A 13,601-nucleotide genomic window follows, 5' to 3' on the forward strand; every position below is an offset into this window, starting at 1 on the left:
TTTCTGCCGGTGTTCTTTCTTGGGAAAAATACTCATCTGCAGGCCGTCCAGCCTGCGCAATTCGTTCCTGTGCGCGGCACCTTGACAATGCCCGCCGCCACGCGCGCTATGGCCAAAAGACGAAAGGCCCGCCATGCATCCCAACCCGGCATACCGCCCCGACAACGCGGACGAATCTCTCGCCTTTGCGCGGGAGGCGGGGTTCGGTCTTCTGGCCGTCGCCGACGGTGACCGGGCGCCGATGCTGTCGCATGTTCCGTTTCTCGTGGCCGGGGACGGCGCCTCGGCCGAATTGCATCTGGTACGCTCTAACCCGATCGCGCGGGCCTGTGGCGCATCGATTGCCGCGCGGATCGCGTTGCAGGGGCCGCATTCCTATGTTTCGCCCGACTGGTATGGCATCGACGATCAGGTGCCGACATGGAACTACCTCGCGATCCACCTGACCGGGCGGCTCACCCCACTGCCCGATGCGGAGCTGCCCGGCATCCTCGACCGGCTTTCGGCGCATTTCGAATCCCGCCTCGCGCCCAAGCCGGAATGGACCGCCGACAAGATGGACCCCGACACCCTGGCCCGCATGATGCGCCAGATCCGGCCCTTTCGGTTTGTCATCGAACGGCTCGACAGCACCTGGAAGCTGAGCCAGAACAAGCCCGCGCCCGCGCGGCTGGCCGCGGCGGACATGCTGGCCAGCTACGGCCAGGGACAGGAGGTCGCTGTGCTCGCCGCGATGATGCGCAAGCCGCCCATGTGACCGGCGTGGACAGCCCCGGCCCCGCGCTCTAAGGTCGCCACGACACCACGCGAAAGGACCCCCTTGGAATGGAACTGATCTACTCCGCCGCCTCGCCATATGTGCGCAAGGTCTGCACGCTCCTGCACGAGACCGGACAGGTCGACGATGTCACCCTCGTCCCGGTCAAGACCTCTCCCATGGCCACCGCCGACACGGTGCGCGCCGCCAACCCGCTGGGCAAGATTCCGGCGCTGGTGCGGCCCGACGGCCCCGCGCTCTATGACAGCCGGGTGATCTCCCGCTATCTCGACGCCCGCGCCGGTGGCGAATTTTATCCCGAGGCCCGCATCTGGGAGGTGCTGACGCTCGAGGCGACGGCGGATGCAATCATGGATGCGGCCATCCTCGTGACCTATGAGAACCGCCTGCGCCCGCCCGAGCACCGTTCCGAGGACTGGATCGAGGCGCAATGGAGCAAGATCGCCCATGCCGTGCGCGCCCTCAACGACCGCTGGATGAGCCACCTTGCCGGGCCGGTCGACATGGGCCATGTCGCCATCGGCTGCGCGCTGGGTTATCTCGATTTCCGCCACGACGCGCGCGGCTGGCGCAAGGGGTGCGACGCGCTCGATGACTGGTTCACCGTGTTCGCCGCGCGCGACAGCATGCAGGCCACCGCCCCCAGGGACTGACCGGGATCGACAGGGCCGGACCACGCCTTGCCGGGCGCATGATACGACCGGGCACAAGCTGCGCCCAAAGGGCGCATTTTCCATTCCCTTCTGGACGCAAGCGCCAAGCCTCGCTACATAACGCCCGAGAAGGGCCGCGGCGAGTCTGCGGCCATCTTGTTGCTCGCCGGTTCCGGCCTGAAAAAACGGAGAATACCTCGTGTCCAACGCAGAAGATCACGCAGGCACCCGCAGAGATTTCCTCTACTACGCCACCGCAGGGGCCGGTGCCGTGACTGCAGGTGCCGCCGCCTGGCCTCTTGTCAACCAGATGAACCCCTCGGCCGATGTCGCGGCGCTCAGCTCGATCCGGGTCGATGTCTCGGGCGTCGACGTCGGCACGCAACTGACGGTGAAATGGCTGGGCAAGCCGGTCTTCATCCGCCGCCGCAGCGCCGAGGAGATCGAGGCCGCGCGCGAAGTGGCGCTTGAAGACCTGATGGACAAGAACGCCCAGAACGACAACGACCCGTCGCTTGATGCCTCTGACCAGAACCGCACGCTCGACGAGGAGGGCGAGTGGCTGGTCATGATCGGCGTCTGCACGCATCTGGGCTGCGTCCCGATCGGGGATGGCGCGGGCGATTTCGGGGGCTGGTTCTGCCCCTGCCACGGCTCGCATTACGACACGGCCGGCCGCATCCGCAAGGGACCGGCGCCCGAAAACCTCTGGATCCCGGTTGCCGCCTTCGACGGTGACGATCTGGTGCTCGGATAAGGAGACGCGCGAATGTCCGGAATTCCTCACGACCATTACGAACCCAAGTCGGGTTTCGAAAAGTGGCTGCACAAGCGTCTGCCTGTGGTCGGCCTGATGTATGACACGCTGGTGATCCCCACGCCCAAGAACCTCAACTGGATGTGGATCTGGGGCATCGTGCTGGCCTATTGCCTGGTGCACATGATCGTCACCGGCGTGATCCTGGTGATGCACTACACCCCGCATGTCGATCACGCCTTTGCCTCGGTCGAACACATCATGCGCGACGTGCGCGGCGGGCACATGATCCGCTACCTGCACATGAACGGCGCGTCGCTGTTCTTCCTTGCCGTCTATATCCACATCTTCCGCGGGCTCTATTACGGCTCCTACAAGTCGCCGCGCGAGGTGACCTGGATCATCGGCATGCTGATCTTCCTTCTGATGATGGCCACCGGCTTCATGGGCTACGTGCTGGTCTGGGGGCAGATGTCGTTCTGGGGCGCCACGGTGATCACCGGGCTCTTCGGCGCGATCCCCTTCATCGGCGAACCGATCCAGACCTGGCTGCTGGGTGGGCCGGCAGTCGATAACGCGACGCTGAACCGCTTCTTCTCGCTGCACTACCTGTTGCCGTTCATCATCGCGGCGCTGGTCATCGTGCATATCTGGGCCTTCCACACCACCGGCAACAACAACCCCACCGGGGTCGAGGTGCGCCGCGGCTCCAAGGAAGAAGCCGAGAAGGACACGCTTCCCTTCTGGCCCTATTTCGTGATCAAGGACCTCTTCGCGCTGGCGGTGATCCTGGCGATCTTCTTTGCCATCGTGGGCTTCATGCCGAACTATCTCGGTCACCCCGACAACTATATCGAGGCCGACCCGCTGGTGACGCCCGCGCACATCGTGCCGGAATGGTATTTCCTGCCCTTCTACGCGATCCTGCGCGCCTTTGACGGCGATGTCTGGGTGGTGATCGCAGCAAGCTGGATCACCGGCGGCATCATCGACGCCAAGTTCTTTGGCGTGCTGGCGATGTTCGGCGCGATCATCGTGATGGTGCTCGTGCCCTGGCTCGATACCAGCCGCGTGCGCTCGGGCCGTTTCCGGCCGCAGTTCAAATGGTGGTTCTACCTGCTCGTCATCGACTTCCTGGTCCTGATGTGGGCCGGGGCGATGCCGGCCGAACCGCCCTACTCGACCATCGCGCTGATCGGTTCGACCTACTGGTTCGCCTACTTCCTGGTGATCCTGCCGATCCTCGGCGTGATCGAGAAACCGACTGCCGCACCGGCCACCATCGAAGAGGACTTCGATGCCCATTACGGCACCAAGACCACCCCGGCCGAATAAGGAAAGGACAAGGGAAATGCTGAGAAAGATTGCACTCACCGCTGCAACCGCCCTTGCCCTTTCGGCAGGGGGCGCCATGGCCGCCGGCGAAGAGGGGCATGTCGAGGATGTGGCCTTCTCCTTCGAAGGTCCGTTCGGCAAGTTCGACGAGGACCAGCTCAAGCGCGGCCTCAAGGTCTATACCGAGGTCTGTGCCGCCTGCCACGGATTGCGGTATGTGCCGCTGCGCACGCTGGGCGACGAGGGCGGCCCGCATTACAACGAGGCCGAAGTGCGCGCCTATGCCGAGCAGTTCGAGGTTTTCGACGAAGAGATCGACGATTACCGCCCGGCCATTCCGACCGACCATTTCCCGATGTCGGGCGATCCCAATGCGCCTGACCTGTCGCTGATGGCCAAGGCACGTGCGGGCTTCCACGGCCCGGCGGGCACCGGGCTCAACCAGCTCTTCAAGGGGATGGGTGGCGCGGAATACATCTACTCGCTCCTGACCGGCTATACCGGCGAGGAAAAGGAAGAGGCGGGAACCCTCTTTTACGAGAACACCGCCTTCCCCGGCGGCTGGATCTCGATGGCCCCGCCCCTCTTTGACGAGATGGTCGAGTTCGATGACGGCAGCGACAATTCGATCGAGGCCATGTCGGAGGATCTCGCGGCCTTCCTGATGTGGACGGCCGAACCCAAGATGATGGCGCGCAAGCAGGCGGGCTTTGTCGGGGTGCTGATGCTCACCGTCCTGTCGGTGTTGCTCTACCTCACCAACAAGCGCCTCTGGGCGCCACACAAGGGCAAGCGCGAGGTCTGACCCGCGCACCAGCCCAGGCTGAAATCACGAAACCCCGCCCTTCACCGGGCGGGGTTTTTCTTTGCCCGACCGGGCAGCCCGCGACACCGTCAAGAGGGCACCCGCCCGGGCAAGGTGAGTTCAGCCGACCGTACGCCGAATTAACCTTTTCCCGGTTAACCAATGGTTGCTTCTCCTGGCATACGCCTGGCAGCCGGGCAGCAGCCGGAAATCACCCCCGTTTCCGGGGCCTCCTGCACCCGTCAACACAGGTTGCGATCCGGTTAATTTCCAAGGTAATCCCTTAACACGGGTGACGGGTGGTCCAGCAGGTCCGCCACCGGCACGGGCGGCTCTGCCCGCCCCTCGGCCACGAGAATCGCCAAGCCGCCCAGCCGCCGCGCGTCGCCGGGATCGTGGCTTACCATCAACAGCGTCGCGCCGATCTCGCTGGCCACGTCCTCGACCAGCGCCAGCATCTCGGCGCGCAGCGCAGGCCCCAGCGCGGCAAAGGGTTCATCCAGCAATATCAGTGGCTTGCCCTGCACCAAGATGCGCGCCAACCCGGCACGGCCCTGCTGCCCGCCTGACAATCGCCCGGGCTTGCGCCCGCCCATGCCGGCCAACCCGACACGTTCCAACGCCGCCTCGACCTGCGCTTTCTGATCCGGCGTGAGCCGCAGACCGGGGTCGATTCCCAGCCCCACATTCTGCGACACCGTCAGGTGCGGAAAAAGGTTATTATCCTGGAACAAAAGGGAAATCGCGCGCTCTCCGGGTGGTTTCCGGGTGATGTCACGCCCCTCCCACAGCACCCGCCCGGCGCTCGGCTCGAAAAACCCCGCGATCACGTTCAAAAGCGTCGTCTTGCCCGCGCCCGACGGCCCGATCACCGACACGCGCGCGCCCTTGGGCACCTCGAAATCCGCGCGCAGCTCGAAATCGTCCTGCCGGATCACCACATCCTCAAGCGTCAACATCACCGCGCCCTCCCCGGTCGAAAATCCAGAAAATCCCGAGACTTAGCGCCAGAAGGATCAGCCCCGCACCCGCCGCCGCCTCCATTCGGTAAGCGCCCATCAGGCGATACATCTGCAGCGGCAGCGTGGCGAAATCCGGGTCCGCGAACAATGCCACGACCCCCAGGTCCCCCATCGACAGCGCGCCCGCCAGCCCGGCCGAAAACCCCAGCGCCGGGCGCAGCCGCGGCAGGATCAGCCAGCGCAACCGCGCCCACCCGCGCAAGGACAGCGCATCGGCCAACCGCCCGAAATCCGCCTCGGTGCGCGCCACGTCAGGCGCCAGCACCCGCATCGCAAAAGGCAATGCCATCAACGCATTGACCAGCGCCGTCACCGGCATGGCAAGGCGCGCGGGGTCGATCCAGGGGTTCACGATCACGAAGAGGCCGGTGCCGATCACCAGCGGCGAAACCGCGATCCCCATCAAGGCCACCACCTCGGCCCAGCCGCGCCGCACCATCGCCAACGACAAGGCCAGCCCGATGCACAGCGCGGTGGATATGAGCGCGATGGTCATCGACGCGCCCGCCGCCCGCCAGACCGCGCCGGGCACCTGCGTCAAACCGTTAACCCCGTTGAGGAAAATCATCGCCAACGGAACGATCAGGAACCCCGCCGCCAGCCCGATCCACCCCGCATCGAGCGCCCGCGCCCCCCAGGTCTCCGCCTCCCACCGCCGCACCACCCGCCCCAGCCCCGCGCCGAACCCGGCGGGCACCGCGGCCCAAAACGCGACCACGGCCGCCGACCCCGCCAGCACGAGTTGGATCACTGCCAGGCGGGCCGCACGGCCCAGGTCGAAATCGAAGTTAAATGCCTGATAAATCGCCAATTCCACGGTGGTCGCCCGCGGCCCACCGCCGAGGGTCAGCGCCACGGCGAAACTGCTCAGGCAGATCGCGAACACCACCATCAGCGCCCCCGGCACCACTGCCCGCAGCATTGGCCATTCGAGGAAACGCGCCACCTGCACCCCCGACAGGCCCAGGTTTGCCGCCAGCCGGAACCGTTCCGCCGGGATGCCCTGCCAGCCCTGAAGGATGATCCGCGTGGCCAGCGGAAGGTTAAAGAACACATGCGCCAGGACCACGCCCTGAAGCCCGTAAATGCTCACCGGCGGCAGGCCCAGCGAGGTGAGCGCCGTGTTGACGATCCCCGCGCGTCCGAACACCGCCAAGAGCCCCAGAACCGCGACGATCACCGGAAGGATGAACGGCGCCCCCAGAAGCGTGATCAGGATCCCCCGCCCCCGGAACGCCCGCCGCGCCAGTGCGCGGGCCACCGGAATGGCCAGCGCAATGCTTAACAACGCCGACAATGCGGCCTGCAAAATGGTAAACCGGACGGCGGACCAATCGGATGTTAACACCTGTGCGCCAGCCTCGGCGCGCATGAAAACCGCGACAAGCGGGCCGAGAATCAGCGCCGCGACGATCCCCGCCGCGACCCATCCCGGCCCGCTGCGCGTCATTTCGACAGCGCGCGCTGCCACTCGGCCAGCGCCGCTTCCCGCTGCGCCGGAACCTCGTCCGGCGCAAACAGAAGCGCCTTGTCTTCCGCGAGCGGCGCATCGAACCCGTCGGGCAAACCGTCCTCGGGCATGGCGACCGGATACATCCAGTTGGTCGTCGGAATGATCGACTGGAACGCATCCGAGACCATGAAGGAGAGGAATTGATCGGCCAGCTCCGGCTGCGCACTCGCGGCCAGTTTTCCGGCCACCTCGATCTGCATGTAATGCTGCGGAAAGATCGCCGCAGCCTTTCTGTCATCCTCTTCGGCAATCCGGTGATAGGCGGGCGACGTGGTATAGCTCAGCACCATGTCCGCCTCGCCTTCGCCAAACAGCCCATAAGCCTCGGACCAGCCCGGCGTGACCGTCACGATATTGTCGGAAAGCCCTTCCCATATCGCTTCGGCTCCATCGCCATGCACCGCCTTGACCCAAAGCAAAAGGCCCAGTCCCGGCGTCGAGGACCGCGGATCCTGGATCACGATGCTGACATCCGAATTGGCCAGTTCCTCAAGGGTTTCAGGCGGTTGCGGCAATTTCTCGCGATCATGCACAAAGGCGAAATAGCCCCAGTCATAGGGCAGGAACAACTCGTCCCGCCATGCCTCTGGGCGCGGCACATCCAGCTCCGCCTCGATCCCGTGCGGCGCGAACAGCCCGGTTTCCCGCGCCGCCGCGGTCAGGTTGGTATCCAGCCCCAGAACCACGTCCGCCTTGCTGCGCGCGCCCTCGAGCCGCAACCGCGACAAGAGCGACGCCCCGTCGCCCGCCGCCACGAATTGAAGGTCGCAATCGCAAACCTCCTCGAACGCCGCCTCGACGGCCGGCCCCGGCCCCCAGTCGGCAACGAAGCTGTCATAGGTATAGACAGTCAGAACGGGTGTTTCGGCCGTGGCTTGGGTGGCCAGAAGAACTCCCGCGGCAATGAATAGACGTTTCATGTCATCTCCCATTCTTGCGACGGGCGGGGCAAGTGTTGGGAGTCTCCCAGACCTTCCCTCCGCCGGTCTTAACCGGTTCAGGTTCAACGGGTTCGCCTCTTGCTCAGCATCTCAGCCTGAACCGCCGTCCAGGCACCCCGAGGTGAAATAACACCTATGCAACCGGCGCCGCCTTGGCAAGCACCCCGCGTTCCATCCCCGGCGCTTCGGTGTTGGCAGGGCCTGCGGGCCATGCTAGGGCGCAGACATGAGCCAGCTGCCCTCCCGTGACGAGATCCTGCAATGGATTTCCGACAACCCGACCCAAAGCTCCAAACGTGACATCGCCCGCGCCTTCGGCATCAAGGGCGCGGCGCGGATCGACCTTAAACGCATGCTCAAGGAGCTTGAGGACGAGGGCCACCTCACCAAGCGCAAGAAAACCTATCGCGACCCGGACAAGCTCCCGCCCGTGGCGGTGCTGCAGGTTGGCCCCCAGACCGCCGACGGCGACCTGACCGCGCGCCCGATGGAATGGCAGGGCGAAGGGGACGCACCCGCCATCGTGATCGTGCCGCGCGCCTCGGATCCAGCCTTGGGCGAGGGCGACCGCATCCTTGCCCGCCTGACCGAGACCAAGGGCGATTTCGCCTACGAGGCAAGGCTTATCCGCCGCATCGGCACCAACCCGCGCAAGGTTCTGGGCGTGTTTCGCGCCACTCCCGAAGGCGGGCGCATCCTGCCCATCGACAAGGGCGACGGCAAGGAATGGCAGGTGCCGAAATCCGACACCGGCGGCGCGAAAGAGGGCGAATTGGTCGAGGCCGAACAATCCGGCCCCAAGGGCCGCATGGGCCTGCCCCGCGCCCGCGTCCTCGCCCGGCTTGGTGATCCGAGCGCGCCGCGCGCCGTCTCGCTGATCGCGATTCACCAGCATGGAATTCCGCACGACTTCCCCGACGAGGTGATCGCCGAGGCCGATGCGATGCACCCTGCCAAGCTTGATGAAAACCGCGAGGATCTGACCGATCTGCCGCTCATCACCATAGACCCGGCCGATGCGCGCGACCACGATGACGCCTGCTGGGCCCATCCCGATGACGACCCCAAGAACGCAGGCGGCCATGTGATCTGGGTCGCCATCGCCGATGTCGCCCATTACGTCCGCCCCGGCACCGCGCTCGACGCCGAGGCACGCAAGCGCGGCAATTCCTCCTATTTTCCCGACCGTGTCGTGCCGATGCTGCCCGACCGGCTTTCGGGCGATCTGTGCTCCCTGCACGAGGGCGTGCCGCGCGCCTGCATCACCGTTCGGATGCAGATCGACGCCCATGGCGAAAAGATCGCGCATCGTTTTTCCCGCGCCATCATGCGTTCGACAGCCTCGCTCACTTACAGGCGCGTGCAGGCGGCCCGCGACGGCAATCCCGACGAACAATGCGCGCCGCTCATGGACGAGGTGATCCACCCGCTCTTCAACGCCTACGAGGCGCTTGCCCATGCCCGCAACCGCCGCCAGCCGCTCGACCTCGACCTGCCCGAACGCAAGGTCGTGATCTCGGACGAGGGCGAGGTCGAAAGCGTTAATTTCTCCGACCGGCTCGACGCCCATCGCATGATCGAGGAATTCATGGTGCTGGCCAATGTCGCGGCCGCCGAGGAATTGATCTCCCGCCGCTCGCCACTCCTCTTTCGCGTTCACGAAGAACCCCCGCCCGAGAAACTCGACACGCTGCGCGACACCGCCGAGGCCGCGGGCCTCACGCTGGCCAAGGGCCAGGTGCTGAAAACCGCCCATCTCAACGCGCTTCTGGCCCAGGCCGAAGGCACCGAGAATGATCAGTTGATCAACCTCGCCACGCTGCGCTCGATGACCCAGGCGTATTACAGCCCGTCGAATTTCGGCCATTTCGGACTGGCATTGCAGGCATATGCGCATTTCACCTCGCCGATCCGGCGCTATTCCGACTTGGTGGTGCACCGAGCGCTGATCACTGCCCACAAATGGGGCGAGGACGGGCTTTCACCCGACGATATCGCCCGACTCGAACCCACCGCGGCGCATATCTCCGAAACCGAACGCCGCTCCATGATGGCCGAGCGCGACACCAATGACCGTTACCTCGCCGCCTTCCTGTCGGATCGCGTCGGCAGCACCTTCTCGGGCCGCATCTCGGGCATCGCCCGTTTCGGCGTTTTCGTCACGCTGGATGAGACCGGCGCCGACGGGCTGGTCCCGATGCGCGCACTGGGGCATGAATATTTCCGCCTCGACCGCGACGCCGGCACCCTCACCGGCAGCGACAGCGGCACCGTGATCGGCCTTGGCCAGCGCGTCACCGTCAAGCTGACCGAGGCCGCGCCGGTCACCGGCGGGCTCGCCTTCGAACTGGTGTCTCTCGACGGCGACCCCCTGCCCCGTGCCCGGCGCGGCGGGTCGAAATCGGCCCCCCGTGGCCACAAACCTGCCCGCGCGAAACGCAAATCCGACAAGGTGAAGCGCAAGGTTTCGCGTACGCGGAAATAAGAAACATCCCGCGGCTGCCTCCGGCTTGCCACCGCCGATTTACGCTCGCACAAGAAAGCAGCCTTTGCCTGAAGCGCGACTTGGCTTATCCTTCTGAAAAACGCTGAATCAAGGCATCGGGCACATGCGTCTTTCGCTCATCATTGCGCTCGCCGCGCCTGTCGCGGCACCGGCGCTGGCCGAACCACCGGTGCAATCGCTGCGCCCTCCGGCCGTCATGTTGAATCCCGTGATCTCGACCAGGAGCGCGGGTTTTCAGAACTGGCTCGCCGGATTTCACGATCGTGCTATCGCCGCGGGCATCCCCGGCCATGTGCTCGACGATGCCCTGAGCGGCATCCGCTACAATACCGACGTGATCGAGAAGGACCGCACCCAGAACGAGTTTACCAAGACGGTCTGGGTCTATCTCGACAGCGCCGCCTCGGACGCACGGATCGCCGCCGGGAAAAAGGCGCTGCAACAGCACCGCGCGCTGCTCGACCGGATCGAGGCGCGCTACGGCGTGGAAAAGGAAATCCTCACTGCCATCTGGGGGCTCGAATCCGCCTATGGCGGTTATCGCGGCACCATCCCCACGATCGAGGCGCTGGCCACGCTGGCCCATGACGGGCGGCGCGAGGCGTTCTTCGAAGGGCAGCTGCTTGACGCGCTCCGTATACTCGCCGATGGCGACGCCCGCCCCGCCGACCTTCGCGGAAGCTGGGCCGGAGCCATGGGGCATACCCAGTTCATGCCATCAAGCTATCTCGCTCATGCCGAGGATTTCACCGGCGACGGGCGCCGCGACATCTGGGGCGACGATCCCGCCGATGCGCTGGCCTCGGCGGCGGCTTATCTGCACGCCAACGGCTGGCAGACCGGCCAGCCCTGGGGCATCGAGGTGACACTGCCGAAAGGCTTCAACCACATGCTGGCCCGGCGCGAGCTTGAGAAAATGCCCTCGCAATGGGCCAATCTCGGGGTCCGTGCCGCAGATGGCGAACGCATTCCCGATCATGGCCCCGCCTCGATCCTGCTGCCCGGCGGTCACAACGGCGCGGCGTTCATGATCTTCCGCAATTTCGAGGTGCTGGAAAGCTACAACACCGCTGACGCCTACGTGATCGGCGTGGGCCATCTCGCCGACCGGATCGCGGGCGGCGGCCCGATCCGCGCAAGCTGGCCGCGCGAGGATCGCGCGCTCAGCTTCGAAGAGAGGGTAGAATTGCAACGCCGTCTGCGCGCCGCCGGGTTCGACCCTGAAAAACTCGACGGGCGGATCGGTCCTCTCACTATCAACGCTGTGCGCGCCTACCAGAAATCCCGCGGCCTCGTGCCCGACGGCTACGCCTCGCCCGGATTGCTCGCCCACCTGCGCTGAACCGGCTCCCATTGCTTCATCTTGCAGCAAATACTCCCCGCGGAGCGTCCGCACCCACGGCGCGGCCCGCGGCTTCGGCCAAAGCCGCCCGGGACGCGCGGGGGCGGGCTGGTGGGCGCGCGGTCCGGGCGGCCTTGCGACCTCAATACCGGCGTGGCGTGCAGGTCATCCCGGTCACCGTCTCGCCAAGCCCGCGATCGACATGGGCATCCTCGATGTCACACTCGTATTCGATCCGCCCCGGCAAGATCTCCATCGGGCGGTCACCCCTGCCGCACTTGAGCCAAGCAAAGAACTGCGCCTGGTCTCCATCGAGCCTGTGCACGGTGCAGCCTGACACCCGCTCGATTGCCGCCACCGCGCGCGGTGCCACCGCTTCCGGACGCGGCGCCCATTCCACGTTGCGCCGGATCGCCTCGGCCTTGCGATCCCTGACCCTGATGTCGAACGTGCTCTGACCCACGGTGATACGCACCGGCTCCACCCCGGCGAAACGTGGATGCGGTGTGTCGCAACCCGCAAGAATGACAAGACAAGGCAGAACCCAGCGCATGGCACAATCTGACCCGGCCCTGGTTAACGAATGGTAAAGACCACCCCCGCCCGGCAGGCGCGACAATTCGACCGCGCTACAAGCGGGCTCAACCCTTCATATTCCATGTTTCGCATGTTATATATATTCCAACCTTCATATGTGACTCCCGCAACCGAAAGGAGCCGATCCAATGCAAACCGATATCAAAAGACCCGCTGACAGTTATTCGCCGCTCTATTTCCTCGCCTCGCTCGGCGCCGGCGGTCTCGCTGTCACGTTCTTCATGTTCCTCTTCTTCTGGGTGCCGCATCCCGATCAGCCCGTTCCGATCTTCGAGGACGTGATGGCCGCCTTTGCCCAGGGCTACCTGCCCCAGCAGATCGCCATCGTGATCGCCTGGGTCGGGATCGCGGCGATGTCCTTTCTCAACGTGAAATACCTCGCCTGGAACTTCTCCGCGCTCTCGGCCTTCTCGAAAACCGAAGCCTACGAGAAACTACGCAACTCCAATGCTGAAACAACGTTGCTCGCCGGGCCACTGGCCACGGCCATGACCATCAACGCCATGTTCATCGTCGGTCTGACCTTCGTGCCCAGGCTCTGGACCGTCGTCGAGTATCTCTTCCCGCTCGCCATGGTCGCCTTCGGCCTCGTCGGAATCTGGGCGCTCAAGATCATCGGCGATTTCCTCGGCCGCGTCCTTTCGCAGGGCGGCGTGTTCGACGTCACTGCCCATAACAGCTTTGCCCAGCTTCTGCCCGCCTTCGCGCTTTCAATGGTCGGCGTCGGCTTTGCCGCCCCCGCCGCGATGAGCACTCAGACCGTGACCGTCGGCACAGCACTCGTCATCTCGACCTTCTTCGCTGTCGCGGCGCTCATCTACACCGCCCTGGCCGCCGCGACCGCCTTCTCGTCGATGCTGCAACACGGCACCGCCAAGGAGGCCGGACCGACCCTCATGGTGATCGTGCCCATCGTCACCATCCTGTCGATCCTTTTCCTGCGCCAGGACCACGGGCTGCATGCCACCTTCGATGTTCAGTCCGAGGCCGGTGACACCATGATCTTCCTCGCCCGGATGATCGCCGTTCAGGTCCTCTTCCTCGCGCTCGGCCTCACCGTGCTGCGCCGACAGGGCTATTTCGCCGATTTCGTCCTCGGGCCGAAAACCTCGCCCGGCTCCTATGCGCTGGTCTGTCCCGGCGTGGCATTTGCCGTGCTGATGCACTTCTTCATCAACAAGGGGTTGGTCGATGCCGGGGTGATCGTCGAGTTCGGCCCCGCCTACTGGGTGCTCTCGGGTATCGCCGTGATCTCTCAGGTGCTGATGATCGCGCTGGTGATCCGGCTCAACCGCCAGCATTTCGGCAAATCCGCCGCACTCGCGGTTCCGGCCGAATAAAGATACCGGGCC

Annotated in this window: 12 protein-coding genes and 1 riboswitch; of the genes, 8 read left to right on the forward strand and 4 right to left on the reverse strand. The window is 65.1% G+C overall.

The genetic code is table 11. From position 1 onward, the window contains the following. The first annotated feature begins 133 nt into the window (after nt 1-133). From ACESL9_RS02680 to ACESL9_RS02700, 5 genes are all read left to right on the forward strand, one after another. Entirely contained in the window at nt 134-757 is a 624-nt protein-coding gene (locus ACESL9_RS02680; RefSeq protein WP_372611757.1) for an FMN-binding negative transcriptional regulator, read from the forward strand. Nucleotides 758-825: 68 nt separating this feature from the next. Further along, nucleotides 826-1,431, forward strand: a complete 606-nt coding sequence (locus tag ACESL9_RS02685) for a glutathione S-transferase (RefSeq protein WP_372611755.1) — start codon at nt 826-828, stop codon at nt 1,429-1,431. Nucleotides 1,432-1,630: 199 nt separating this feature from the next. Further along, the gene (gene petA, locus ACESL9_RS02690; RefSeq protein ID WP_372611753.1) at nt 1,631-2,188 is read left to right on the forward strand and encodes a ubiquinol-cytochrome c reductase iron-sulfur subunit; all 558 of its coding nucleotides are present in this window, start codon (nt 1,631-1,633) and stop codon (nt 2,186-2,188) included. Nucleotides 2,189-2,200: 12 nt separating this feature from the next. Continuing rightward, complete coding sequence (locus tag ACESL9_RS02695) at nt 2,201-3,523, forward strand: cytochrome b (protein WP_372611751.1); 1,323 nt, start codon at nt 2,201-2,203, stop codon at nt 3,521-3,523. A 16-nt stretch (nt 3,524-3,539) separates the two neighbouring features. Continuing rightward, a complete protein-coding gene (locus tag ACESL9_RS02700) occupies nt 3,540-4,328 on the forward strand; it encodes a cytochrome c1 (protein ID WP_372611749.1) in 789 nt (262 codons plus the stop codon). A gap of 263 nt (nt 4,329-4,591) precedes the next feature. Here ACESL9_RS02700 and ACESL9_RS02705 read toward each other — a convergent pair whose 3' ends face one another. From ACESL9_RS02705 to thiB, 3 genes are read right to left on the reverse strand one after another with little or no spacing between them, the layout of a single operon-like run. Then, entirely contained in the window at nt 4,592-5,287 is a 696-nt protein-coding gene (locus ACESL9_RS02705; RefSeq protein ID WP_372611747.1) for an ATP-binding cassette domain-containing protein, read from the reverse strand. After that, the gene (locus tag ACESL9_RS02710; RefSeq protein ID WP_372611745.1) at nt 5,274-6,821 is read right to left on the reverse strand and encodes a thiamine/thiamine pyrophosphate ABC transporter permease ThiP; all 1,548 of its coding nucleotides are present in this window, start codon (nt 6,819-6,821) and stop codon (nt 5,274-5,276) included. The genes ACESL9_RS02705 and ACESL9_RS02710 overlap by 14 nt, the downstream gene beginning before the upstream one ends. Next, entirely contained in the window at nt 6,797-7,783 is a 987-nt protein-coding gene (gene thiB / locus ACESL9_RS02715; RefSeq protein ID WP_372611743.1) for a thiamine ABC transporter substrate binding subunit, read from the reverse strand. Before thiB ends, ACESL9_RS02710 begins: the two co-directional genes overlap by 25 nt. A gap of 37 nt (nt 7,784-7,820) precedes the next feature. Beyond that, nucleotides 7,821-7,933, reverse strand: a riboswitch (TPP riboswitch). Nucleotides 7,934-8,030: 97 nt separating this feature from the next. Here thiB and rnr point away from each other — a divergent pair. Both rnr and ACESL9_RS02725 read left to right on the forward strand, forming a co-directional pair. Next, a complete protein-coding gene (gene rnr / locus ACESL9_RS02720) occupies nt 8,031-10,289 on the forward strand; it encodes a ribonuclease R (protein WP_372611741.1) in 2,259 nt (752 codons plus the stop codon). Nucleotides 10,290-10,413: 124 nt separating this feature from the next. Then, nucleotides 10,414-11,652, forward strand: a complete 1,239-nt coding sequence (locus tag ACESL9_RS02725) for a lytic murein transglycosylase (RefSeq protein ID WP_372611739.1) — start codon at nt 10,414-10,416, stop codon at nt 11,650-11,652. 142 nt (nt 11,653-11,794) lie between these two features. On the opposite strand, the gene ACESL9_RS02730 is transcribed toward ACESL9_RS02725, so the two are convergent. Next, nucleotides 11,795-12,205: a hypothetical protein gene (locus ACESL9_RS02730; RefSeq protein ID WP_372674475.1), complete on the reverse strand. Its 411-nt coding sequence runs from the start codon at nt 12,203-12,205 to the stop codon at nt 11,795-11,797. A 172-nt stretch (nt 12,206-12,377) separates the two neighbouring features. Here ACESL9_RS02730 and ACESL9_RS02735 point away from each other — a divergent pair, with 172 nt between their 5' ends. Next, on the forward strand, nt 12,378-13,589 hold the full coding sequence (locus ACESL9_RS02735; protein WP_372674476.1) for a TsoY family (seleno)protein: 1,212 nt from the start codon (nt 12,378-12,380) through the stop codon (nt 13,587-13,589). Nucleotides 13,590-13,601: the final 12 nt, after the last annotated feature.

Origin of the sequence: Aquicoccus sp., assembly GCF_041686535.1 — a bacterium.
In the GTDB taxonomy this organism is placed as follows: domain Bacteria; phylum Pseudomonadota; class Alphaproteobacteria; order Rhodobacterales; family Rhodobacteraceae; genus Aquicoccus.